Raw genomic sequence first — 24622 nt, 5'->3', positions numbered from 1 at the left:
CATCTACCTTGCGGGAAGTCGGCGGTGGATAAGCCCGGGGGCTTATCCACCCTACGCATTAGTAGCGGTAAGCGTCCGGCTTGAACGGGCCTTCCACGGTCACGCCGATGTAGTCAGCCTGCTGCTTGGTCAGCTGGGTAACCACGCCGCCGAAGCCCTTGACCATTTCCAGCGCCACTTCTTCGTCCAGCTTCTTCGGCAGTACTTCGACGGTCAGACGCTCGGCTTTCTTCTCGGCGGAGAGGTCGGCGAACTTCTGCTCGAACAGGAAGATCTGCGCCAGCACCTGGTTGGCGAAGGAACCGTCCATGATCCGGCTCGGGTGGCCAGTGGCGTTGCCCAGGTTCACCAGGCGACCTTCGGCCAGCAGGATCAGGTAGTCGTCATTGGTCGGATCGAAGGTGCCGGCGCCGGTGCGGTGGATCTTGTGCACCTGCGGCTTGACCTCTTCCCACGCCCAGTTCTTGCGCATGAAGGCGGTGTCGATCTCGTTGTCGAAGTGGCCGATGTTGCACACCACGGCGCGCTTCTTCAGCGCCTTGAGCATGCCGGCGTCGCAGACGTTGACGTTGCCGGTGGTGGTGACGATCAGGTCGATCTTGCCCAGCAGTGCGGCGTCGACGCTGGCCTCGGTGCCGTCGTTGATGCCGTTCTTGTACGGCGAGACCAGCTCGAAGCCGTCCATGCAGGCCTGCATGGCGCAGATCGGGTCGATTTCGCTGACCTTGACGATCATGCCTTCCTGACGCAGCGACTGCGCCGAGCCCTTGCCCACGTCGCCGTAACCGATCACCAGCGCCTGCTTGCCCGACAGCAGGTGGTCGGTGCCGCGCTTGATGGCGTCATTGAGGCTGTGACGGCAGCCGTACTTGTTGTCGTTCTTGCTCTTGGTCACGGCGTCGTTGACGTTGATCGCCGGGACTTTCAGGGTGCCGGCCTTGAGCATGTCGAGCAGGCGGTGCACACCGGTGGTGGTCTCTTCGGTGACGCCGTGGATGCGCTCGAGCATCTGCGGGTATTTCTTGTGCAGGATCTCGGTCAGGTCACCACCGTCGTCCAGCACCATGTTGGCGTCCCACGGCTGGCCGTCCTTGAGGATGGTCTGCTCGATGCACCACTCGTACTCTTCTTCGGTTTCGCCCTTCCAGGCGAATACCGGGATACCGGCAGCGGCGATGGCGGCAGCGGCCTGATCCTGGGTGGAGAAGATGTTGCAGGAGGACCAGCGCACTTCGGCGCCCAGAGCGGTCAGCGTCTCGATCAGCACGCCGGTCTGGATGGTCATGTGGATGCAGCCGAGGATCTTGGCGCCTTTCAGCGGTTGGCTGGCGGCGTACTTGCGGCGCAGGCCCATCAGTGCCGGCATCTCGGATTCGGCGATGATCAGCTCTTTGCGGCCCCAATCGGCCAGGGAAATGTCGGCGACTTTGAAATCGTTAAAAGCAGCGCTCATGAAAGCTCTCCATTCGTTGTCTGCGAATGGGCGCCGTTGATGCGTATGGTTAACGCCCCATCCGAGCCTGACAAACCGGTGTCGACCGGCCTGCTGCAGCGCCCCTCGGACAGGTGGCGGGAGCGACCGGAGCTGTGCCGGTCGTTTGAAGCTCGCGGATTATAGCTGCGTGCGGCGTACAGCCCAAGGCTTTCCGTCGCCCCGTCGGCATCGCCAGTGGTAGCCTTGGCACGTCTAGTCGCAACGGATCGGCCATGGCCAACCACAAAATCGAAATTCGCCGTCGCAACGTCAAGAAGATCCTCCTGGCCGCCGAAAAGGTCTTCGCCGAAAAAGGCTACGGCGGCACTGCCATGGCCGATATCGCCGAGCAGGCCGAATTGCCACGCTCGAACCTGCACTACTACTTCAGTACCAAGGACGAGCTGTATCGCGCCGTGCTGCTCGATCTGCTCGAAGTCTGGAAACAGGACGCCCAGTGCTTCGAGCTGTTTGACGACCCACGGGTGGTGTTGAGCAGTTATATCCGCGCCAAGATGAACCACTCACGCACCCGCCCGCACGGCTCCAAGGTCTGGGCCAACGAGATCATCCACGGCGCGCCCATGCTCGGCGAAACCCTGGACGACAGCCTGTATACCTGGGCGAAGATGAAGGAAGCAAAGATCCGCCAATGGGTTGAAGCCAAACGCATCCTCACGGTCGAGCCGTCGGCGCTGCTGTACATGATCTGGGCCTCGACCCAGCACTACGCCGATTTCAGCCACCAGGTGGGCGTGCTCAACGACCACCAGCCGTTATCGGATGTGCAGTTCGAGCGCGCGGTACAGACGGTCACGGCGGTGATTCTGCGCGGGATTGGGCTGGAGCCGTAATCGCAGCCTGTCGCGGCTAAAGCGGAACGCCGCCCGGCCCCTCCCACAGGCAGAGTGCAAGTCGTGGGAGGGGCTTTAGCCGCGAGCTGTTTTAGCCGCGAGGTATTTTCAACTGGCCACGCGATACGGATTGCGTGGGTCGTGGTTCCAGTCGAGGAAGGGCTTGCCAGTGTCCTGAGTCACCATCTCGATGCAGTTCTGCACCGGGCAGGTGATCTGGCACAGGTTGCAGCCCACGCATTCTTCATCGATCACCTCGTACTTATGCGTGCCGTCGGCCTGGGGCAGGCTGGCGATGGCCTGGTGGGAGGTGTCTTCGCAGGCGATATGGCAGCGCCCGCAGCCAATGCAGGCGTCCTGGTCGATCCTGGCGATCACCTGGTAGTTGATGTCCAGGTACTTCCAGTCGGTGGTATTGCCCACTGCACGCCCGGAGAAATCGGCAAGGCTCTGGTAGCCCTGACTGTCCATCCAGCGCGACAGGCCGTCCTTCATCTCCTCGACGATGCGAAAGCCATGCAGCATGGCTGCCGTGCACACCTGCACCGCGCCGCAGCCGAGGGCGACGAACTCCGCCGCATCGCGCCAGCTGTCGATGCCGCCGATGCCGCAGATCGGCAGACCACGTGTTTCGGGGTCGCGGGCAATTTCGGCGACCATATTCAGGGCGATGGGTTTGACCGCCGAGCCACAGTAGCCGCCGTGGGTGCTCTGCGTGCCGACCACGGGGTGGGCGACCATGCGCTCCAGGTCGACGCTGGTGATCGAGTTGATGGTGTTGATCAGCGACACCGCATCGGCGCCGCCGCGATGGGCGGCGCGTGCCGAGGTGCGAATGTCGGTGATGTTCGGCGTCAGCTTGACGATCACCGGCAGCGAGCAATAGGTCTTGCACCAGCGGGTGACCATCTCCACGTATTCCGGCACCTGGCCGACCGCCGCGCCCATGCCGCGCTCGGGCATGCCGTGGGGGCAGCCGAAGTTCAGCTCGATGCCGTCGCAACCGGTGGCTTCCACCAGTGGCAGGATGGTTTTCCAGGATTCCTCGACGCAGGGCACCATCAGGGAAACGATCAGTGCGCGGTCCGGCCAGTCCTTCTTCACCTGGGTGATTTCACGCAGGTTGATTTCCAGCGAGCGGTCGGTGATCAGCTCGATGTTATTGATCCCGAGGACGCTCCTGTCAGCGCCGAAGTGCGCCGAGTAGCGCGACGAGACGTTGACCGCCGCCGGGTCTTCGCCGAGGGTCTTCCAGACCACGCCGCCCCAGCCTGCCTCGAAGGCGCGGACCACGTTGTAGGCCTTGTCGGTGGGCGGCGCGCTGGCCAGCCAGAAGGGGTTGGGTGCCTTGATGCCGGCGAATTCGATGGATAGATCGGCCATTTATGCGGCCTCCACATTGAGCAGCAGATGAGAGTGGATGGCCTCGGCGGCCAGCTTGCCGTGTTGCACGGCTTGTACGGTGAGGTCCTGGCCGAGGGCGGTGCAGTCGCCGCCGGCGTACACGCCGGGCACGCTGGTTTGCAGCTGGGCGTCGACCCAGATGCGTTCGCCCTCGCGCTTCAGCTCGCGGGCCAGCGGATCGTTCAGGGCCTGGCCATCGAAGGCCTGACCGATGGCGGTAAAGATGGCGTCGGCGGCGAGCTCGAAGGTCTGTCCGGTGCTGTGCAGGCGGCCGTTCTCCATCCGAGTGCGGGCGAAGCGCATGCCGCGCACCTGGCCCTGGTCGTTGAGCAGCACCGCATCCGGCTGTGCCCAGGTCAGCAGGCGCACCTGATTGGCCTTGGCGATGTCCTGCTCGTGTTCGGTTGCGCCCATTTCCTCGAAGCCGCGGCGATAGACCAGGTTGACGTCGCGGGCGCCGAGCTTGCTCATCTGCACCGCCATATCGATGGCGGTGTTGCCGGCGCCGAGGACGATGCAGCGCTCGGCCACGGGCAGCTGGGTAAGGTCATCGCTTTGGCGCAGTTCGCGGATGTAATCGGTGGCGGCGAGCAGGCCCGGCGCGTCTTCGCCCGGCAGGCCTAGGCGCTTGCTGGCGGCCAGGCCGATGCCGAGGAATACCGCGTCGAACTGCTGGTGCAGCTCGCTGAGGCTGAGGTTGTCGCCCAGTTTGTGGCCGTGGCGGATCTCGATGCCGCCGATCTGCAGAAGAAAATCCACTTCGCGCTGGGCGAAGTCATCCACCAGCTTGTATTTGGCGATGCCGTATTCATTGAGGCCGCCGGCTTTCTCGCGGGCCTCGAAAATCACCACCTCATGGCCGTGCATGGCCAGGCGATGGGCGCAGGACAAACCTGCCGGCCCCGCGCCGACCACGGCGATGCGTTTGCCACTGGCTGGCGCGCGCTGAAATGGGTGCTCGCTGAACTGCGCGTTGTCGATGGCGTAGCGCTGCAACAGGCCGATCAGCACCGGCGCGCATTCCTGGGCGTTGTTACGCACGCAGGCTTGCTGGCACAGAATCTCGGTGGGGCAGACGCGGGCGCAGCTGCCGCCAAGGATATTGGCCGAGAGAATCTTCTCGGCCGCGCCCTGAATGTTCTCGTGGCTGATATTGCGGATAAACGAAGGAATGTCGATCTCGCTGGGGCAGGCGTTGACGCAGGGCGCGTCGTAGCAATACAGGCAGCGCGAACTTTCCAGGGCGGCCTGGCGGGCTGTGAGCGGTGGGGCCAGATCGCTGAAACGATCGGCCAGTTCGGCGGCGCCGGCATCCGGTCGCGGCAAATGGCTGAGGGTGTCTATCACGGTAATTGCCTCACGGTTTTGTGGCTTTTATTGGGCAGTTAACAGCGGATAAGCGGCCGCCCAGCCTCTGCGGGCCGGTGTGGCGGAATGGGTGCGGCGGCGGCCGGGGCTGTGTGGGTGGGGCCGGGCGGCGTTCCGCTTTAGCCGCGACAGCTCCTGAGCTATCCAGATTTTCGCGGCTGAAGCCCCTCCCACAGGTTCTTCTGTGTCCCTGACTTAGCGCTCGACGGCAGTCGGGCGGTTCTGCTCGGCGCGTTTACTCAGCAGGTCGAACACCGCCGGGTAGGCCGGGCGCTCGACATAGCGGCCGGCGCCGCGTTCGGCGCGCAGGTCGCCATCGACCCAGACCAGCTTGCCGGCGCTGATGGTGTGGCTGGGCACACCGCGCACGGTCTTGCCTTCGAAGATGTTGAAGTCGACCTGCTGGTGATGGGTCTTGGCCGAGATGGTCCGCGTGCCCTCGGGGTCCCAGAGCACCAGGTCGGCATCGGCGCCGACCTGCAGCGCGCCCTTGCGCGGATAGAGGTTGAAGATCTTCGCGGTGTTGGTGCTGGTCAGCGCGACGAAGTCATTGATCGACAGCTTGCCGCTGCCCACCCCTTCATCCCACAGCACCGCCATACGGTCCTCGATGCCTGCCGTGCCATTGGGGATCTTGCTGAAGTCATCGCGCCCGGCGGCTTTCTGCTCGGCGCAGAAGCAGCAGTGGTCGGTGGCGGTGGTGTGCAGGTTGCCCGACTGCAGGCCGCGCCAGAGCGCCTGCTGATGGCCCTGCGGGCGGAACGGCGGACTCATCACATAGCCGGCGGCGGTTTGCCAATCGGGGTGGCGGTACACGCTGTCGTCCAGCAGCAGGTGGCCGGCCAGCACCTCGCCGTACACCGGCTGGCCCTTGGCGCGAGCGTAGGTGATCTCGTCCAGGGCTTCCTGGGTCGAGACGTGCACCAGATATAGCGGCGTACCGAGGGTTTCGGCGATGCGGATGGCGCGGCTGGCGGCTTCGCCTTCAACCTGCGAGGGCCGCGACAGCGGGTGCGCTTCCGGCCCGGACAGGCCCTGGGCCAGGAGCTTCTGCTGCAGGTGATAGACCAGCTCGCCGTTCTCGGCGTGCACGGTGGGCACTGCGCCCAGTTCGAGGCAGCGCTCGAAGCTCGCCACCAGGGTGTCGTCAGCGGCCATGATGGCGTTCTTGTAGGCCATGAAGTGCTTGAAGCTGTTGACCCCGAACTTCGCCACCAGCTCGCCCATCTCGCGGCTGACCTCCTCGCTCCACCAGGTGATGGCGACGTGGAAGCCGTAGTCGGACGCGGACTTTTCCGCCCAGCCGCGCCAGGTATGGAAGGCTTCGAGCAAGGATTGCTGCGGATTGGGAATCACGAAGTCGATGATCGAGGTGGTGCCGCCCGCCAGACCGGCGGCGGTACCGCTGAAGAAGTCTTCGCTGGCTACCGTCCCCATAAAGGGCAATTGCATATGGGTGTGCGGGTCGATGCCGCCAGGCATCAGGTACTGGCCGCTGCCGTCGAGCACCTGACAGCCAGCGGGGGCGTCGAGGTTGTCGCCAATGGCCTGGATCAGGCCGTCTGCGCAGAGCACATCGGCGCGGTAGCTTTGCTCATGGGTGACCAGGGTGGCGCCACGGATCAACAGCGACATGGTGGGTTCCTCGCAGGCAGGCCGATGCGTGTCGGCTCTTGGCTTTCTGGTGCTGACGAGGGTCAATATCAATTCCTGTCAGCTGTGACAGGAATTGAATCTAGTTGCAGTAATCGGATTGGGCAAGATTATTTTTTGATCAGTTTTTGTTTGATTAAGTTATTGAAAATTAACAATAAAAACTAAAAATCACCAAAATGGTGAGGGCTCTCACCATTTTGACGCACTTGACAGAATGCCAATATGGTCAAGATTTCTCATGGAAAATCAGCCGCTTGTGCCCTGGCATGGCGCGGCCTTGGGCGGCGAAAAAAATTCGCTTGCACCAGTTTGAATCCTGACTGACAGGACAAGCCGTTCCGAGTCGGTCTATGGCGTCTGTTGGCGACGCCTGTGGGTTCAGATAAAACGTTTTCAGATCAGATGCTTAATGTGTTCAAGCAGGCAGGATGCAGGCCCCGTCGGGGAATGCGGCACGCTTATTGAGTGGCGCTGCCCCCGTGCTGGCCGGCTCCTGAACTCCGGCCATCGAATTAGCCCGATGCGCTAACAATCAGAAAAATACTGGAGAGGCCCATGCAACAGAGCAGATCGGAAGTGACCGAGCGGGAGGGCTTGTATGAGCTGAACGCTGGCAGCGACGTACTCGACAGCGCGCGCTACAACCATGACATCGCCCCGACCAAGGTGCATCAGCGAACCTGGAACAAGTGGCACATCACCGCGCTGTGGGTCGGCATGTCGATCTGCGTGCCCACCTACACCCTGGGCGGCGTGCTCACCGCCTACTTCGGCCTGTCGGTGGGCGAGGCGCTGCTGGCGATTCTGCTGGCCAACGTGGTGGTGCTGATCCCGCTGACCCTCAACGCCTTTGCTGGCACCAAGTACGGCATTCCCTTTCCGGTATTGCTGCGTTCCTCGTTCGGCATACTCGGCTCCAACGTGCCCTGCCTGATCCGCGCCGTGGTGGCCTGCGGCTGGTTCGGTATTCAGACCATGTTCGGCGGCCTGGCGATCCACCTGCTGCTGGGTTCGATTTTCGAGAGTTGGAAGACGCTCGGCGGCACCGGCGAGGTGATCGGTTTCATGATCTTCTGGGCACTCAACCTGTGGATCGTGCTGCGCGGCGCCGAGTCGATCAAGTGGCTGGAAACCCTGTCCGCGCCGCTGCTGGTGCTGGTCGGTGCCGGCCTGCTGGTGTGGGCGTTGCCCAACGTGTCGATGAGCGAGTTGCTGGCGCAGCCGGCCAATCGCCCCGAGGGTGCCAGCGTCACCGGTTACTTTCTCGCCGGGCTGACGGCCATGGTCGGCTTCTGGGCCACCCTGTCGTTGAATATCCCCGACTTCAGCCGCTATGCAAAAAGTCAGAAGGACCAGATTCTCGGGCAGATCTTCGGTCTGCCGCTGACCATGTTCCTCTTCGCCGCTCTCGGTGTGGTGATGACCGCAGCCTCGGAAGGTCTGGTGGGGCAGACGGTGTCCGATCCGGTCAGCCTGATCGGTCATATCCAGAGCCCCGGCTGGGTCGCTCTGGCGATGGCGTTGATCATCGTCGCCACGCTGTCGACCAATACGGCGGCGAATATCGTCTCGCCGACCAACGATTTCCAGAACATCGCCCCCAAGCTGATCGACCGCACCAAGGCGGTGATCCTCACCGGCCTGATCGGCCTGGGGCTGATGGGCCATGAACTGCTGAAAAAGCTCGGGCTGCTGGTCTCCGAGCTGAGCCTGGAAAGCGTGTATTCCAACTGGCTGCTGGGTTACTCCAGCCTGCTCGGGCCGATTGCCGGGATCATGGTGGTCGACTACTTCCTGATCAAGAAACAGCAACTGGACCTGGCCGGGCTGTACCGCGATGACGTCTACCCGGCGTGGAACTGGATCGGCTTCGCCGCCTTTGCCGTACCTGTAGCGCTGACCCTGCTGTCGCTGGGCAGTAGCGCCTTCAGCTGGTTCTACGACTACGGCTGGTTTACCGGTTCCTTCCTGGGCGGCTTGATCTACTTCGGTTTGTGCAGCCTGCGTAGCGCACAGCCGGTGGTGGCCAAGGCGCCGGTGTAGGAGCGGGCTTGCCCGCGAAGCGATCCAGCAGACGCGCCTCGCTGCCGCGGGCGCGTCACAGACAACCAGAGAGGCCGAGGAAATGACCATGAACACTGCCACCGAGGTTCTGCAATCCAGCCAGCCGCACGTCAACGGCGAGCGCCTGTGGCAATCGCTGATGGAGTTGGCGCAGCTCGGCGCCACCGTCAAGGGCGGGGTCTGTCGTCTGGCCCTGACCGACCTCGACCGCCAGGCGCGCGACCTCTTCGTACGCTGGTGCGAGGAGGCCGGCTGCACTGTCACTGTCGATGGCGTCGGCAATATCTTCGCCCGCCGCCCCGGGCGCAACGCCTCACTGCCACCGGTGATGACCGGCAGCCATATCGACACCCAGCCCACTGGCGGCAAGTTCGACGGCTGCTTCGGCGTGCTGGCCGGCGTCGAGGTGCTGCGTACCCTCAACGACCTGGGCATACAGACCGAAGCGCCGCTGGAAGTGGTGGTGTGGACCAACGAGGAAGGCTCGCGCTTCGCCCCGTGCATGATGGGTTCGGGGGTGTTCGCCGAGAAGTTCACCCTGGAGGAAACCCTGGCCAAGCGCGACGCCGAAGGCATCAGCGTCGGCGAGGCGCTGAACGCCATCGGCTATGCCGGGCCACGGGCGGTGAGCGGCCATGCGGTGGGCGCCTATTTCGAGGCGCATATCGAGCAGGGGCCGATTCTCGAGGATCAGGGCAAGACCATCGGCGTGGTGCTCGGCGCGCTCGGGCAGAAGTGGTTCGACCTCACGCTCAAGGGCGTCGAGGCCCACGCCGGGCCGACACCGATGCACCTGCGCAAGGATGCGCTGGTTGGCGCCGCAGCGGTGGTCGCGGCAGTCAACCGGGTGGCGCTGGAGCATCAACCGCATGCCTGCGGCACGGTCGGTTGCCTGCAGGCCTACCCCGGCTCGCGCAACGTGATTCCCGGCGAGGTGCGCATGACCCTGGATTTCCGCCATCTTGAGCCGGAGCGCCTGGATTCGATGATCGAGGCGGTGCGTGGTGTGATCGAGGCGACCTGCGCCAAGCACGGCCTGAGTTTCGAGCTGACGCCGACCGCGGACTTCCCGCCGCTGTATTTCGATCAGGGCTGCGTCGAGGCGGTGCGCGGCGCGGCGGCCGGCCTGGGCTTGTCGCATATGGATATCGTCAGCGGCGCCGGGCATGACGCGATCTTTCTCGCCGAGCTGGGCCCGGCCGGGATGATCTTCGTACCCTGCGAGGGCGGCATCAGCCACAACGAGATCGAGAACGCCGCGCCAGCGGACCTGGCCGCCGGCTGCGCGGTGCTGCTGCGCGCCATGCTCGCTGCCTCGGTGGCACTGGCGCAGGGTAAACAGGCGGCCTGATTGGCTGAAACGCCGTCGATCTGGTCGGCGGCAGTCATGGACGCCCGTGCCTGCTCGGGACAAGCTGCGCACTCCATTACCGAGCTGCGGAGCTTCCATGACCCTCGCCTACTGGTGCGTGCTGATCGCCATCTTCCTGCCCTACCTGAGTACCGCCACTGCCAAGTTCCTTGGCCCCGGCTACGGACCGCGCGCCAATCAGGACCCGCGCGCGTTCCTGAGTACCCTGGACGGTTGGCGCAAGCGGGCCAACAACGCCCAGCTCAACGGCTTCGAGGTGACCCCGGCGTTCGCCGCCGCAGTGATCATCGCCCACCAGGCCGGTGGCGCCGAGCAGGGGCTGCTCGATCAACTGGCCGTGGCATTCATCGTCAGTCGCCTGCTGTACTTCATCTGCTACCTGGCTGACTGGGGGCCGGTGCGCTCGCTGGTGTGGTTCGCCGGAATGGGGCTGATCGTGGCGTTGTTCGTGGTGTCCGCCTAGTCGGCGTTTGCAGCTGGCTAGGCACGCTGGGCTGGAAAGGCGCGTGACTTGCCAGTCATCGCGCCATTCTGGTGCGTTTTATCTGGGCTATCGGCCTGTAGGGCGGCATGGCCGTTGGCCATATTCTTGCTAGCTCCTGACTATTTGGCGGGGATTTCCGCCGATTGCCAGGGAGCCCACCATGTTCGTCAGTACCTTGTTCGACCGCCTGCTCTGCGCCATTGGTCTGCGCACGCTGAATCAACAGTTTCTGTTTTCCTATGCGCTGATGTTCCTGCTCGCGGTGGTTGCCTCCGTGGCGCTGTACCTGAGCATGTCGGTGTCGCCGGAGACCATCAACATCGCTGGCGCGCAGCGCATGCTCAGCCAGAAGATGACCAAGGAGGCGCTGTTGCAGCGCGAAGGCGTCCTGCCTGCCGCGACTCTTGAAGCCACCATGGCGCAGTTCGATGCCGCTCATCGCGACCTGCTGAGTGGCAACGCGGTGCGTAATATCAGTGCTATTGCCGAGCCCGGCATCCAGGCGCAGATGAACAAGGTCGGTGGTCTCTGGCAGGGCTTTCGTACCCAGTTGCAGCGTGTGGTTGCGGGCGATGCAGTCGATCTCAAGACCCTGGAGCAGCAGTCGGTCGAGCTGCTGCGCGAGATGAACCAGGCCGTCGGTTTGATGGCTGCGCACGCTGAAGGCAGCCAGCGCCGCCAGATGTGGCTGGCATTCGGTTGCGTGCTGGGCATTCTGGCGCTGGTGGTGCTGGGTCGCCAGTTCGGCCTGCGCCCGCTGATGCACAACCTCAATGCGGTAGAGGGGGCGCTGACCCGGGTCGGCTCCGGCGACTTCACGCGTAGCCTTGAAGGGCGGCAGGGTGACAACGAGATCGGCCGCATCTTCGCCGGCTATAACCGTATGCAGGATCAGGTACGAGGCCTGCTGGCAGAGGTCAAACGTAGCGGCGAGCGTACCGGGGAGCATGTCGGCAGCGTGGTCGGCGCCGCACAATCAGCGGGCGCTGGCGTGCGGCGCCAGTACGAGGATCTCGATCAGGTAGCCACTGCGATGAACGAGATGAGTGCCACCGTGGCCGAGGTGGCGCGTCACGCTGCTCATGCTGCCGAGTCGACGCGCAGTGCCGATGATTGTGCGCAAAGCGGCAAGCAGGTGGTGCAGCGCAGTGCGGCGCAGATCGCCGAACTGGTGGAGCAGTTGCAGCGCAGTGGCGAGCAGGTACAGCGTCTGGAGGCGGAAACCGGTGGTGTCGGCAAGGTGCTCGAAGTGATCACTGGCATCGCCGAGCAAACCAACCTGCTGGCGCTCAACGCGGCCATCGAAGCAGCGCGCGCCGGTGAAGCGGGACGGGGCTTCGCCGTGGTCGCCGACGAGGTTCGTACGCTGGCCAGTCGCACCCAGCAATCCACCGGCGAAATCCAGGCGATCATCCAGCGATTACAGGGCGGTGCACGTGATGCGGTACTGGCGATGCAGCGTAGTGCGACCCTGGCCGATGGCAACCTCCAGCACATTCGTCAGGCCAGTGAGGCGCTGGAGACCATTGTCGGCGCGGTGGACGGCATCAATGCCCTGAACGCGCAGATCGCCACGGCCGCAGAGCAGCAGAGTCAGGTGGCGCAGGAGATCGACCAGCGGGTAACGCATATTTCCAGCCTGGCCGAGCGCAGCCAGGGCGAGACCGAGAGCGTGGTACAGGTCAGCGCGCAGATCCAGGGCGAGGTGCAGCAGCTCAACAGTCAGTTGGGGCGCTTTCGTACCTGAACCCTGGCTGACCAACGCTTGCAAACGACAGGCGTTGTGACAAGAGGTCGCTTGGCCCGGCTGGGACGAGCCGCGATACTGGCGGCCCCTTGTCGCCCGGAAGTCGTGTCGATGGACCTGAAGAAATTCCTGCTGCTCACCTGTGTCTGCCTGACCCTGGCGGCCTGTGGTGGGGTTGACCCCAATTCGCCGTTGGGCAAGCGCCAGGCGCTGTTCAAGGAGATGCTCAAGGTCAGCGAAGACCTCGGTGGGATGTTGCGCGGCCGCATAGCCTATGACGAGGCAGGTTTCATCAGCGGTGCAGCCGAGCTGGATCGCCTGTCGCGCGAGCCCTGGCAGCATTTTCCGCAGGTTCGTGACGACGAGCGCAGCAAGGCCAACCCAGAGGTCTGGCAGCGCCAGGAGCAGTTCCAGACGATGGCCCGCGATCTGGAGCAGGCCACGGCCGCGCTGGTTCAGGCCACGACCACACCGCCGCTACGTCGCTCCGAACTGGAGCCGGCGGTGCAGGTCGTCGAGGATAGTTGCGAGGCCTGCCACAAGGCGTTCCGCGCTTACTGATCGGCATGCGCTTCGGCCTCGGCCTGCTGCAGTTCAGCGCGCGCCTCGGCCAGTTTGGCCTGACGCTTGGCGATCTTCTCCTGATCGCCCTTGCCCATGGCTTCGCGCAGATCCATCTCGCGCTTCTGCACTTCCTCGCGGGCTTCCTTGACGCTGGCCAGGCGCTCCTTGTGCAGTGAAGCGTCATCGCAGTGGGCGTCGACATTGCCCAGTGCTCTTTGCAATCCATCCAGTTCTCGCGCGTTGCCGCTCTTGTGGGCGGCGTCGATCTTCTCCTGGAGCACTTGGCGTTTGGCAGCGCAGCCGCTATCGCCTTCGGCGGCCAGAATAGGGGTGGCGTTCAGGTTGGCGGCCAGCAGCAGGCCGAGCAAAGCGGTTTGGCGAATCATGGTCTCTCCTCGTGAAGGTCTATTTCGAAGTGACCCTGGTTGCTGCGCGAGGTTCGACTCGATTGAGTCATCTGCTGACCTGAGTCAACCGCGCGGAGAATTTTCCTGCGACTGGAAACCGACGGTGCCGGCCTCCTGCAGTTGCGTGCCCAGGCGCTGAACCTCCGGGTGGCTGAAGAACGCCACTAGACGCTCGGCGCTCTTCTGGCTCATGCCTGGTTGCTGCATCCATTCGGCGTGGCCGCGAGCCAGTAGCGTCGCCCAGTCATCCTCCGCGCCGAGCTTCAGGCCAGGCGGGGCGCCGAGGGCCTGCAGCCATTGCTGCAGTGAGCGCTGTTGGGCCTGGGCGAAGGCCTGCTGCAGCTGCGAGGCGCGCCGTGGGCCGATCCCTGGCAGCTGTTGCAAGTGTTCGCTATCGAGCGCCAGCCAATCGAGCAGGCCCTCCAGTTTCTGGCCCGCCATCAGCGTGCTCCAGGTGCCAGGTCCTACGCCGGGCAGGTTCAGTCCCTGCTTGCCGGCGAGCCAGTTCAGGCGTGCCTGGAACTGTTGCTGACATTCGCCGCTGAGTCGCCAGCAACTCAGGGCGTGGTATCGATTGGGATCGGGGGCGCGCACTGCTGCGCGTTCCGGGCTGCGCCAGATCACCTGGTCGAGGCGCGGAATGGTCAGGCCGGCCAGGCGTATCGCCACCTGATCACCGGGGCGTATGTCCAGCTTTTCCCAGGTTTGCAGCGAGCCGATAGCGACCCGACTGATGCGCCGCTCGTCGAGATCGACCGGCTGCAAGCGCAGGATCGGCGTGATACGTCCCGTGCGGCCGATGCTGAAATCCACCGCCTGCACCACGGCCAGCGCTTGGCCGGCCGGGTATTTCCAGGCAATCGCCCAGTGCGGCGCCTCTGTCTGCCAGCGCTCTCCGGGTGGCCGCGTACCCTGACGCAGGACCACGCCATCGCTGGCAAACGGCTGGGGCTCATCAAACCAGCGTTGGCGCCAGCGGCGGGCATCCTTGGCTCCCTGCAGGGGCTGGGTGTAGTGCAGGCTGTCGGCGAAACCCAGTTTCTGCAGGGCTTGCAGGCGCTCAGGCATGTTCGCCGGGCCGTCCGGCCAGTCCCAGACGAACAGGCCGATGGCACTGGCCTGCTGCTTATCGAGCGCCTGCCGCGCCATCAGTCCTGCCACCTTGCCACGGGCCCCGGCGCCACCGTCGCGACCTTGCACGTGAGCGTCCAGGCGCCAGTAAAGCTCGCCCTGCAGTACGGCATCGAGTGGCTCCTGCAGGCGTGTGGGAATGGCCGGCAACTGCCGCGCGCGGGCTGTCCAGTCCTGGCCAAGTCGCCCGTCGCCGCGGCTGATGGCTTGTTGCAGTAAGCCGCGTCGGTAAACCAGGGTGACCGCGACGCCGTCGACCTTGGGCTGAATCCACAGATCGCTGCGGTTGTTGATCCATTCGGCCACTGCTGCGTCGTTCAGTTTGCGCAGCCCGGTTTGCGGCACCGGGTGCGCGATCGAACCGGTGCTGCCAGCTAGTGGGTCTGGCAATGCCGGGCGGGCAGTCGGAAAGCACTGATGCCAGGACTGCAGGCGCTCGCGGGCCTGGTCATAGATTTCATCGGCCACCAGCGAGCGGCCCTGATTGTGGTAGGCGTCGTCCCACTCGGCTATCTGCTGACTGAGCGCAGCGAGCTCGGACTTGGCGCGACTGGCGGGCCAGTCGGGGCAGGGAGTGGCCTGGGCAGCCAGCGGAAGGAGTAATAGCAGGAGGGCAATTTTCATCGCGGAGCTTCCTTGCTCAAGGTACTCACTGAGCCTAGCAGGCTGTATTGATATTCGCTGAGCCTTGGAGCTAAGTCACGGATACTGTTCGGTTTTTCTTGTTGCCTGCCTATGTGGGTGATAGATTCGCGCGCCTTTTCTACCCCCAAACAAATGGATTTGCCCGGCGGGGGCGCATGGACAGCCGGGCCTCAACCCTCAGAGGTCTTTACTGATGCGTATTGTTTCCGTTGCCTGTTTCGCCGCTCTGGCCTTCGCCGCTCTGCCTGCTCATGCTGCCGAGGTCGCCTCGATCCAGGCCAAATGTCAGGAGCAGATGGCGGCCAATCAGGACGGTCTGGCTCAGCTCAAGCAGTTGGCGGCACTGGCCGGCAACGACAAGGCCAATGAAAACCTGGCTGCGCTTGACGGTGGCTGCGAGCGTCTCAGCGCCGAGGCCGATGCTTCCACTGAGGCTGCTGCACCTGATCAGCTGAATGCCACCAAGGATGCACTCAAGGGCCTGAGTTCGATGTTCGGCAAATAAGCCCCCATGCACGAAAAAGCCCCGCCAGATCGCTCTGGCGGGGCTTTTTCATTTTCAGGGGTTACAGGCCGGCAGCGGCGCGCAGGTCGGCAGCCTTGTCGGTGCGTTCCCAGGTGAAGGTGGTGAAGCTGTCTTCGCCGACGGTCTTGGACTGCGGCGTACGACCGAAGTGGCCGTAGGCTGCGGTTTCCTGGTACATCGGGTGCAGCAGGTCGAGCATCTTGGTGATGGCGTAGGGTCGCAGGTCGAATACGTCACGCACCAGTTTGATGATCTTGTCTTCGGCGATCTTGTGGGTACCGAAGGTGTTGATCGAGATGGAGGTCGGCTGGGCCACGCCGATGGCGTAGGACACCTGAATTTCGCAGCGTTCGGCCAGGCCGGCGGCGACGATGTTCTTGGCCACGTAGCGACCGGCATAGGCGGCCGAGCGGTCGACCTTGGACGGGTCCTTGCCGGAGAACGCGCCGCCGCCGTGACGGGCCATGCCGCCGTAGCTGTCGACGATGATCTTGCGCCCGGTCAGGCCGCAGTCGCCCACCGGGCCGCCGATGATGAACTGGCCGGTCGGGTTGATGTGGAACTGGGTGTCCTTGTGCAGCAGTTCGGCCGGCAGCACGTGCTTGACGATCAGCTCCATCACGCCGTCGCGCAGGTCGTCGTATTTCACTTCCGGGTTGTGCTGGGTGGACAGCACGATCGCATCGATGGCCGCGACCTTGCCGTTCTCGTAGCGGCAGGTGACCTGGCTCTTGGCATCCGGACGCAGCCACGGCAGCAGGCCGGACTTGCGCGCTTCGGCCTGGCGCTCGACCAGACGATGCGAGAAGCAGATCGGCGCCGGCATCAGTACGTCGGTTTCGTTGCTGGCGTAGCCGAACATCAGGCCCTGGTCGCCAGCGCCCTGATCTTCCGGCTTGGCGCGGTCGACGCCCTGGTTGATATCCGGGGACTGCTTGCCAATGATGTTGAGCACACCGCAGGTGGCACCGTCGAAGCCGACGTCGCTGCTGGTGTAGCCGATATCGCAGATGACATCGCGGACGATCTGCTCCAGGTCGACCCAGGCGCTGGTGGTCACTTCGCCGGCAACGATGGCCACACCGGTCTTGACCAGGGTTTCCACAGCCACGCGGGCGTGCTTGTCCTGGGCGATGATGGCGTCGAGCACCGCATCGGAAATCTGGTCGGCGATCTTGTCCGGATGCCCTTCGGACACGGACTCGGAGGTAAACAGGGAATATTCGCTCATCTATCGGTTCCTTTCTTGCCGGAGGCTGAAGGCGCTGTGCGCATCGGGTTTGGCAAAGTGCCGTAATTGAATCTGAAAGCCGTTTTTCAGGCCTATGTAGAGGCTTTCGCCTGGCGTCAGGCCGGCGGCCGTCGCCCAGCGCGCCAGGTCTTCCTGTTCGAAGCCGAGCCATAGATCGCCGCAGGCTTCGCGTGCCCAGCTCTGATCGTGGCTGCACAGCTCGCTGAGCAGCAGGCTGCCGCCGGGCGCGACCAGGGCGGCCAGCTTGCGAAAGGCTTCGGCTGGCGTGGCGAAATGGTGCAGCACCATGTTCAACACCACGCAGTCAGCGGCGGTCAGCTCGTCCTGCAGGGCGTCGGCCAGTTTCAGCTCGACGTTGCCCAGCCCTTCGGCGACGCAGCGCTGTCTGGCCAATTCGAGCATAGCCGGGCTGTTGTCCAGTGCAGTGACCTGGGCGAAGCGGCGCGCCAGCTCGGGCAGGAAGGCGCCATCGCCAGGGCCGATTTCCAGCGCTGTGGTGCCCGGCGCGAAATGCAGGGCATCGAGCAGGGACAGCAGGCTGTCGCGGTACTGCGGCAAGCCGGCGATCAGGTCCTGCTGGGCCTGGAAGCTGGTGGCCATGCGCGCGAAGAAATCGCGGCTGACGGTGGCGCGCTGCTGATGCACGGTGGTGATACGCGCCTGCACATCGCCGGGCAGCGGCAGTTCGTCGATATCGTCCAGCAGGGCGGCGTGCAGGCGGCCATTGGGCAGGGCACGGCGGTAGAAGATCGCATTGCCCTCGCGGCGCGTCGCCACCAGGCCGGCCTGGGCCAGTACCTTGAGGTGGTGGCTCATGCCCGACTGACCGATGGCGAAGATCTGCGCCAGTTCCAGCACGCCGAAGGAATCGTTGCTCAGCGCGCGCAGCACGTTCAGGCGCAGCGGATCGCCGCCGGCCTTGCACTGGGCGGCGAGCTCGTCGCAGGGGTCGAATTCCAACTGGGGTGCGCGCAAGGTCATGGTGGCGCAGTCTAGTCGGTCATTTTTCATACAGCAATAACAATATCAAAAAGTTTTGATATTGGCTTCGGGCTAGCCTGGCATCTGACTCAACTGCAGAAAAGCGGCGGGGGCCGGGCTCAGGCTGGTGCCGAGTCGCCACAGCACATGCAGTTCACGCTCGATCTGCAGGTCCTGCACTGCCAAGCGCTGCAGTTCGCCGCTGGCCAGTTCACGTTCGACCACCCGCTGTGACAGCCAGGCGATGCCCTTGCCGTCGGTGAGCAGGCGCTTGAGCGCCTCGGTGCTACCGATGGCCATGCCGGCCTGTGGCTCCAGGCCGTGGTCGCGATAGGCCTGCTCGATGCTGGCGCGAGCGCCGGAGCCGGGTTCGCGCATGTACAGCGGGTACGCCTGCAGGTCGCGGGCCTCAAGGCGCTCGGCCCTGGCCAGCGGATGCAGCGGCGATACCACCGGAAGCAGGGCGTCGCACGCCAGCAGGTGATGTGCGTAGTCGGCCTGGACGAACGGGCCTTCGACGAAGCCCAGGCTGATGCGGCCTTCGTCCAGTTGCCGGGTCACGACGTCGGTGTTGCTTACTTCCAGGCTGACGAATATCTGTGGATGCAGGGCGCGGAAGCGGGTGAGCAGGGGCGGCAGCAGGTAGGAGCCGAGCGTGGCGCTGGCGCCCAGATGCAGCTCGCCCTGCTCCAGTTGGGCGAAGTCACGCAGGTCGCGTTCGGCGGCGCGCTCCAGGGCGAAGATGCGCCGCGCATAGTCGTGCAGACGCAGGCCGCCTTCGGTCAGTTGCACGCCGCGTGGCTGGCGATCGAACAGGCGCAGGTCGAGGCTGGCTTCGAGATCGCGAATTTCTCGCGTTACGGCGGGCTGGCTGATATGCAGGCGCTCGGCACCGGCGCTGATGCTGCCGGCTTCTGCCACGGCCAGAAAGACCTTGAGATGATGCAGATTCATGGTTGATGCATAAATGAAAGGTATGCATCGAATGCTGAATATGTATTTTTCATATGGCAAGCCAATTCTTACCCTTGCGCCATCACCCATGTCACGGGACCACCCGACTCATGCCGCGCCCCTTCAGCCGTTTACCCGAGCCTCTGGCGTTCATTCGCCATTTCACTCCCAGCTGGTTCGCCATGACCATGGGCACCGGTGTGCTGGCGTTGGTGATCGCTCATCTGCCCTGGTCTATGCCGGGATTGTCGATGCTTGCCGAGGGGTTGTGGTTTGTCGCGGTCGGTCTGTTCGCTCTGTTCAGCCTGCTGTTTCTGCTGCGCCTGGCGCTGTTTCGCGAAACCATCTGGCCGATGTTGCTGCATCCGGTGCAGTCGATGTTCCTCGGTGCCATTCCCATGGGCCTGGCGGTGCTGATCAAGGGCTTGCTGCTGTTCGGCGTGCCGCGCTGGGGCGAGGGGATCTACGCGCTGGCCCATGCGCTGTGGTGGCTGGACGCGGCGCTGGCGCTGCTCGGCGCCTTGTTGGTGCCCTATCTGATGTTCACCCGCCAGCATCATGCGCTGGAGAAACTCACTGCGGTCTGGCTGCTACCTATCGTCGCGCCCGAGGTCGCCGCCAGTACGGCAGGGGCGCTGGCGCCGCATCTAGCCGCCGAGGCGGCGCAACAGTTGCTGGTCGCCGGTTTCGTGCTCTGGGGATTGTCGCTGTCTCTGGCGTTCTCGCTGATCACTCTGGTGCTGTTGCGTCTGGCTTTGCACAAACTGCCGGATACCGATTTTGCCGCCACCAGCTGGCTGCCACTGGGGCCGCTGGCTACCGGTTGTCTGGGCCTGCTCAGCATGGGGCAGGCGGCGCCGCTGGCCTTTGCCGGTACGCCGCTGGTCAGTGCCGCCGAGCTTGCCCGTGATCTCGGTCTGATCGGCGGCCTGGCACTGTGGGGCGCAGGGCTGTGGTGGCTGGTGATCGCCACGCTGTTCACCCGTCACTACATCCGCGACAACATGCCGTTCAACCTCGGCTGGTGGGGTTTCACCTTTCCGCTGGGCGTATTCGCCCTGGCCACCTTCGAGCTGCAGGCCGTGACCGGTTTGAGCCTGTTCGCCTTCATCGGTCTGCTGCTGGCGGTGCAACTGGCGGCGGTCTGGACGCTGGTGTTCAGTCGCACGCTCGCCGGCGTCTGGCATGGCGAGTTGTTTCAGGCGCCCTGCCTGGGCGGGCCGGGCAGCCCTGCAGTGAGCGTTCTGAGCGAGCAGGCGGGCTGATTTGGTCTCTACGACCATCTGTCATTGCCCCGCAGGGCTCGGCTGGGCGAAAATGGACGCCTTTTTTCGCCCCTTCATTCAGAAGCAGCCCCCGTAGGAGATTCAGCGATGCCCAGCCGTCGTGAGCGAGCCAATGCCATTCGTGCCCTCAGCATGGATGCCGTGCAGAAAGCCAACAGCGGCCACCCCGGTGCCCCCATGGGTATGGCGGACATCGCCGAAGTGCTGTGGCGCGACTACCTCAAGCACAACCCGAGCAACCCGAACTTCGCCGATCGTGACCGCTTCGTGCTGTCCAACGGCCATGGTTCGATGCTGATCTATTCGCTGCTGCATCTGACCGGCTACGACCTCGGCATCGAAGACCTCAAGCAGTTCCGCCAGCTGCACAGCCGTACTCCGGGCCACCCGGAATACGGTTACACCCCGGGTGTCGAGACCACCACCGGTCCGCTCGGTCAGGGCATCGCCAACGCTGTCGGCTTCGCCATCGCCGAGAAGGTGCTAGGCGCGCAGTTCAACCGTGAAGGCCACAACATCGTCGACCACAACACCTACGTGTTCCTCGGCGACGGCTGCATGATGGAAGGCATTTCCCACGAAGTCTGCTCGCTGGCCGGCACCCTGGGCCTGGGCAAACTGATCGCCTTCTACGACGACAACGGCATCTCCATCGATGGTGAAGTCGAGGGCTGGTTCACCGACGACACGCCCAAGCGCTTCGAAGCCTACGGCTGGCAGGTGATTCGCAACGTCGACGGCCATGACGCCGAAGAGATCAAGATCGCCATCGACACCGCACGCAAGACCACGGACCAACCGACCCTGATCTGCTGCAAGACCACCATCGGTTTCGGTTCGCCGAACAAGCAGGGCAAGGAAGAGTGCCACGGTGCGCCGCTGGGCAACGACGAAATCGCCCTGACCCGCGCCGCGCTGGGCTGGAACCATGGCCCGTTCGAAATCCCGGCCGAGATCTACGCCGAGTGGGATGCCAAGGAAGCCGGCGCTGCCGCCGAAGCCGCCTGGAACGACAAGTTTGCCGCCTACGCCGCTGCCCATCCCGAGCTGGCTGCCGAGTTCAAACGCCGTATTGCCGGTGAGCTGCCGGCCGATTTCGCCGAGAAGGCCGCTGCCTACATCAAGGACGTCGCCGAGAAGGGCGAAACCATCGCCAGCCGCAAGGCCAGCCAGAACGCGCTGAATGCCTTCGGCCCGCTGCTGCCGGAATTCCTTGGCGGTTCGGCCGACCTGGCCGGCTCCAACCTGACCCTGTGGAAGGGCTGCAAGGGCGTCTCCGCTGAAGATGCGTCCGGCAACTACATGTTCTACGGTGTGCGCGAGTTCGGCATGAGCGCGATCATGAACGGCATCGCCCTGCACGGTGGTTTCGTGCCGTACGGCGCGACCTTCCTGATCTTCATGGAATACGCGCGCAACGCCGTGCGCATGTCCGCGCTGATGAAGAAGCGTGTGCTGTACGTGTTCACCCACGACTCCATCGGCCTCGGTGAAGACGGTCCGACCCACCAGCCGATCGAGCAGCTGGCCAGCCTGCGTGGCACGCCGAATCTCGACACCTGGCGCCCGGCCGATGCCGTGGAGTCCGCCGTGGCCTGGAAATACGCCATCGAGCGAGCCGACGGCCCGAGCGCCCTGGTGTTCAGCCGTCAGAACCTGCCGCACCAGAGCCGCGATGCCCAGCAACTGGCTGACGTGGCGCGTGGCGGTTACGTGCTCAAGGACAGCGCCGGCGAGCCGGAACTGATCCTGATCGCCACCGGTTCCGAAGTCGGTCTGGCGGTGGCAGCCTACGACAAACTGACCGCCGCCGGGCGCAAGGTGCGCGTGGTGTCGATGCCGTCCACCAGCGTGTTCGACGCTCAGGATGCCGGCTACAAGCAGGACGTGCTGCCGCTGCAGGTCGGTGCGCGCATCGCCATCGAGGCCTCGCACGCCGACTACTGGTACAAGTACGTGGGCCTGGAAGGTCGCATCATCGGCATGACCAGCTTCGGCGAGTCGGCCCCGGCCCCGGCACTGTTCGAGCACTTCGGCTTCACCGTCGACAACGTCGTCGCCACTGCCGAAGAACTGCTGGACGCCTAAGCGAGAACGACGCCGTAGGGTGGATGGAACTCTTTTCATCCACCGTTACACCGCCCGGTGGATCGATAAAGCGCGATCCACCCTAGGGTTCACCCGAGACCTCCCATGTCCAATCGCCCCTATCGTGTCGCCCTCAACGGCTATGGCCGCATCGGCCGTTGCGTGCTGCGCGCGCTGCACGAGCGTGGCAATTCAGCGAGTCTGGAGATCGTCGCGCTGAATGACCTGGCCGATCAGGCCAGCATCGAATACCTGACCCGCTTCGACTCCACCCACGGGCGCTTTCCCGGGGAGGTGAAGGTCGATGGCGACTGCCTGCACATTAACGGCGACTGCGTGAAGGTGCTGCGTCAGAGCGAGCCCGAGGCCATCGACTGGGCGGCGCTGGACATCGACCTGCTGCTGGAGTGTTCCGGGCAGTACGTCACTCGCGAGCAGGCGCAGCGTTTCATCGATGCGGGGGCGCCGCGCGTGCTGCTGTCGCAGCCAATGGCCAGCGAGGCGGATATCGACGCCACCGTCGTCTTCGGGGTCAATCAGCAGTGCCTGAGCGGCGCCGAGCGCCTGGTGTCGAATGCGTCATGCACCACCAACTGCGGCGTGCCGTTGTTGAAACTTCTCGATGAGGTGGTGGGTCTGGAGTACGTCTCCATTACCACCATCCACTCGGCGATGAACGACCAACCGGTGATCGATGCCTACCATCACGAAGACCTGCGCCGCACGCGCTCGGCCTTCCAGTCGGTGATCCCGGTATCCACCGGCTTGGCCCGTGGTATCGAGCGTTTGCTGCCGGAGTTGGCCGGGCGTATCCAGGCCAAGGCCATTCGTGTGCCGACGGTCAACGTCTCCTGCTTGGACATTACCCTGCAGACCGCGCGCGATACCTCTGCAGAAGAGATCAACCGCGTGCTGCGTCAGGCGGCGCAAAGTGGCCCGCTCAAGGGGCTGCTGGCCTACACCGAACTGCCGCACGCCAGCTGCGACTTCAACCATGACCCGCACTCGGCCATCGTCGACGGCAGCCAGACCCGTGTGTCCGGCCCGCGTCTGGTCAACCTGCTGGCCTGGTTCGACAACGAGTGGGGGTTTGCCAACCGTATGCTCGATGTCGCCGAACATTTCCTATTAACAGCCAATCCTGCTCCGTAAAGGACTGATCTATGACCGTTCTGAAGATGACCGACCTCGACCTCGCTGGTAAGCGCGTGCTGATCCGCGAAGACCTCAACGTCCCGGTGAAGGACGGTGTGGTCAAGAGCGATGCGCGTATCCTCGCATCCTTGCCAACCATCAAGCTGGCGCTGGAAAAGGGCGCGGCGGTGCTGCTCTGTTCGCACCTGGGCCGTCCGGAAGAGGGCGTCTACAGTGAGGAAGACAGCCTGGCGCCGGTCGCCGCCTACCTGAGCAAGGCGCTCGGCCGCGATGTGCCGCTGGTCAAGGACTACCTCGGCGGTGTCGAGGTCAAGGCCGGCGAGCTGGTGCTGCTGGAAAATGTGCGTTTCAACAAGGGCGAGAAGAAGAACACCGACGAGCTGGCCCAGCAGTACGCGGCCCTGTGCGACGTGTTCGTGATGGACGCCTTCGGCACCGCCCACCGCGCCCAGGGTTCGACCCACGGCGTGGCCAAGTTCGCCAAGATCGCCTGCGCCGGCCCGCTGCTGGCTGCGGAGCTGGATGCCCTGGGCAAGGCGCTGGACAAGCCGGCCCGTCCGATGCTTGCCATCGTCGCCGGCTCCAAGGTGTCGACCAAGCTGGACGTGCTCAACTCCCTGGCCGATATCTGCGACTCGCTGATCGTCGGTGGCGGCATCGCCAACACCTTCCTCGCCGCTGCCGGTCTGCCGGTGGGCAAGTCGCTGTACGAGGCCGATCTGGTCGACACCGCCAAGGCCATCGCGGCCAAGGTCAGCGTACCGCTGCCGGTCGACGTGGTAGTGGCCAAGGCCTTCGCCGAGGACGCCGAAGCCACCGTCAAGGCGGTCAAGGACGTTGCTGAAGATGACATGATTCTCGACATCGGCCCGCAGACTGCGGCGATGTTCGCCGAAATGCTCAAAGCCTCGCAGACCATCCTGTGGAACGGCCCGGTCGGCGTGTTCGAGTTCGATCAGTTCGGCAACGGCACCAAGGCCCTGGCTCTGGCCATCGCCGAGAGCCCGGCGTTCTCCATTGCCGGTGGTGGCGACACCCTGGCGGCCATCGACAAGTACGGCGTGGCCGAGAAGATCTCCTACATTTCCACCGGCGGCGGGGCCTTCCTCGAGTTCGTCGAAGGCAAGGTGCTGCCGGCCGTGGAAGTGCTGGAGCAACGCGCGCAATAAACACCAGCTAGGGTGAAGGGGTGGCCTTCACCCGCGGCGGA

At 64.2% G+C, this 24622-nt stretch carries 20 protein-coding genes and 1 riboswitch; of the genes, 11 read left to right on the top strand and 9 right to left on the bottom strand.

What is annotated here, in order from left to right; all coding sequences use genetic code 11:
* Positions 1 to 58 precede the first annotated feature (58 nt).
* On the bottom strand, positions 59 to 1453 hold the full coding sequence (gene ahcY, locus BLR77_RS08225) for an adenosylhomocysteinase (RefSeq protein WP_074676524.1): 1395 nt from the start codon (positions 1451 to 1453) through the stop codon (positions 59 to 61).
* 21 nt (positions 1454 to 1474) lie between these two features.
* Positions 1475 to 1566: riboswitch (S-adenosyl-L-homocysteine riboswitch) on the bottom strand.
* Between the two features lie 141 nt (positions 1567 to 1707).
* Here ahcY and BLR77_RS08220 point away from each other — a divergent pair.
* A complete protein-coding gene (locus tag BLR77_RS08220) occupies positions 1708 to 2328 on the top strand; it encodes a TetR/AcrR family transcriptional regulator (RefSeq protein WP_074676523.1) in 621 nt (206 codons plus the stop codon).
* A gap of 108 nt (positions 2329 to 2436) precedes the next feature.
* On the opposite strand, the gene preA is transcribed toward BLR77_RS08220, so the two are convergent.
* From preA to hydA, 3 genes are all read right to left on the bottom strand, one after another.
* On the bottom strand, positions 2437 to 3711 hold the full coding sequence (preA, locus tag BLR77_RS08215) for an NAD-dependent dihydropyrimidine dehydrogenase subunit PreA (protein ID WP_074676522.1): 1275 nt from the start codon (positions 3709 to 3711) through the stop codon (positions 2437 to 2439).
* Positions 3712 to 5079: an NAD(P)-dependent oxidoreductase gene (locus BLR77_RS08210; protein WP_074676521.1), complete on the bottom strand. Its 1368-nt coding sequence runs from the start codon at positions 5077 to 5079 to the stop codon at positions 3712 to 3714.
* 216 nt (positions 5080 to 5295) lie between these two features.
* The gene (gene hydA / locus BLR77_RS08205; protein ID WP_074676520.1) at positions 5296 to 6735 is read right to left on the bottom strand and encodes a dihydropyrimidinase; all 1440 of its coding nucleotides are present in this window, start codon (positions 6733 to 6735) and stop codon (positions 5296 to 5298) included.
* A gap of 576 nt (positions 6736 to 7311) precedes the next feature.
* Here hydA and BLR77_RS08200 point away from each other — a divergent pair.
* The 5 genes from BLR77_RS08200 to BLR77_RS08180 all read left to right on the top strand — a co-directional run bounded on the left by BLR77_RS08200 (position 7312) and on the right by BLR77_RS08180 (position 12984).
* Entirely contained in the window at positions 7312 to 8799 is a 1488-nt protein-coding gene (locus BLR77_RS08200) for an NCS1 family nucleobase:cation symporter-1 (protein WP_074676519.1), read from the top strand.
* A gap of 88 nt (positions 8800 to 8887) precedes the next feature.
* The gene (locus BLR77_RS08195; protein ID WP_074676518.1) at positions 8888 to 10171 is read left to right on the top strand and encodes a Zn-dependent hydrolase; all 1284 of its coding nucleotides are present in this window, start codon (positions 8888 to 8890) and stop codon (positions 10169 to 10171) included.
* Between the two features lie 97 nt (positions 10172 to 10268).
* Positions 10269 to 10655, top strand: coding sequence for an MAPEG family protein (locus BLR77_RS08190; RefSeq protein WP_074676517.1), 387 nt, complete (start codon positions 10269 to 10271; stop codon positions 10653 to 10655).
* A gap of 181 nt (positions 10656 to 10836) precedes the next feature.
* On the top strand, positions 10837 to 12423 hold the full coding sequence (locus tag BLR77_RS08185; RefSeq protein ID WP_074676516.1) for a methyl-accepting chemotaxis protein: 1587 nt from the start codon (positions 10837 to 10839) through the stop codon (positions 12421 to 12423).
* Between the two features lie 111 nt (positions 12424 to 12534).
* The gene (locus BLR77_RS08180; RefSeq protein WP_074676515.1) at positions 12535 to 12984 is read left to right on the top strand and encodes a c-type cytochrome; all 450 of its coding nucleotides are present in this window, start codon (positions 12535 to 12537) and stop codon (positions 12982 to 12984) included.
* Here BLR77_RS08180 and BLR77_RS08175 read toward each other — a convergent pair.
* Both BLR77_RS08175 and ligB read right to left on the bottom strand, forming a co-directional pair.
* Positions 12978 to 13373 carry a DUF1090 domain-containing protein gene (locus BLR77_RS08175; protein ID WP_074676514.1) on the bottom strand — a complete coding sequence of 132 codons (396 nt, stop codon included), beginning with the start codon at positions 13371 to 13373 and terminating at the stop codon, positions 12978 to 12980. The genes BLR77_RS08180 and BLR77_RS08175 overlap by 7 nt on opposite strands.
* A gap of 84 nt (positions 13374 to 13457) precedes the next feature.
* Positions 13458 to 15149 carry an NAD-dependent DNA ligase LigB gene (ligB, locus tag BLR77_RS08170; protein WP_074676513.1) on the bottom strand — a complete coding sequence of 564 codons (1692 nt, stop codon included), beginning with the start codon at positions 15147 to 15149 and terminating at the stop codon, positions 13458 to 13460.
* 214 nt (positions 15150 to 15363) lie between these two features.
* On the opposite strand from ligB, the gene BLR77_RS08165 reads away from it, so the two are divergent.
* Positions 15364 to 15675: a hypothetical protein gene (locus BLR77_RS08165; RefSeq protein ID WP_074676512.1), complete on the top strand. Its 312-nt coding sequence runs from the start codon at positions 15364 to 15366 to the stop codon at positions 15673 to 15675.
* A gap of 61 nt (positions 15676 to 15736) precedes the next feature.
* Here BLR77_RS08165 and metK read toward each other — a convergent pair whose 3' ends face one another.
* From metK to BLR77_RS08150, 3 genes are all read right to left on the bottom strand, one after another.
* A complete protein-coding gene (metK, locus tag BLR77_RS08160; RefSeq protein WP_074676511.1) occupies positions 15737 to 16927 on the bottom strand; it encodes a methionine adenosyltransferase in 1191 nt (396 codons plus the stop codon).
* Positions 16928 to 17929: an ArsR/SmtB family transcription factor gene (locus BLR77_RS08155; RefSeq protein ID WP_074676510.1), complete on the bottom strand. Its 1002-nt coding sequence runs from the start codon at positions 17927 to 17929 to the stop codon at positions 16928 to 16930.
* Positions 17930 to 18001: 72 nt separating this feature from the next.
* Positions 18002 to 18883: a LysR family transcriptional regulator gene (locus tag BLR77_RS08150; protein ID WP_074676509.1), complete on the bottom strand. Its 882-nt coding sequence runs from the start codon at positions 18881 to 18883 to the stop codon at positions 18002 to 18004.
* A gap of 110 nt (positions 18884 to 18993) precedes the next feature.
* On the opposite strand from BLR77_RS08150, the gene BLR77_RS08145 reads away from it, so the two are divergent.
* The 4 genes from BLR77_RS08145 to BLR77_RS08130 all read left to right on the top strand — a co-directional run bounded on the left by BLR77_RS08145 (position 18994) and on the right by BLR77_RS08130 (position 24581).
* A complete protein-coding gene (locus BLR77_RS08145) occupies positions 18994 to 20148 on the top strand; it encodes a TDT family transporter (protein ID WP_074676508.1) in 1155 nt (384 codons plus the stop codon).
* Positions 20149 to 20256: 108 nt separating this feature from the next.
* Positions 20257 to 22257, top strand: coding sequence for a transketolase (gene tkt, locus BLR77_RS08140; RefSeq protein WP_074676507.1), 2001 nt, complete (start codon positions 20257 to 20259; stop codon positions 22255 to 22257).
* Positions 22258 to 22362: 105 nt separating this feature from the next.
* A complete protein-coding gene (gene epd / locus BLR77_RS08135) occupies positions 22363 to 23409 on the top strand; it encodes an erythrose-4-phosphate dehydrogenase (protein WP_074676506.1) in 1047 nt (348 codons plus the stop codon).
* Positions 23410 to 23420: 11 nt separating this feature from the next.
* Positions 23421 to 24581 (top strand): phosphoglycerate kinase, encoded by a 1161-nt coding sequence (locus tag BLR77_RS08130; RefSeq protein ID WP_074676505.1) that lies wholly within the window; start codon positions 23421 to 23423, stop codon positions 24579 to 24581.
* Positions 24582 to 24622: the final 41 nt, after the last annotated feature.

Source organism: Ectopseudomonas alcaliphila, from assembly GCF_900101755.1.
Lineage (GTDB): Bacteria > Pseudomonadota > Gammaproteobacteria > Pseudomonadales > Pseudomonadaceae > Aquipseudomonas > Aquipseudomonas alcaliphila.
This window is presented reverse-complemented; position numbering and strand designations above follow the sequence as displayed.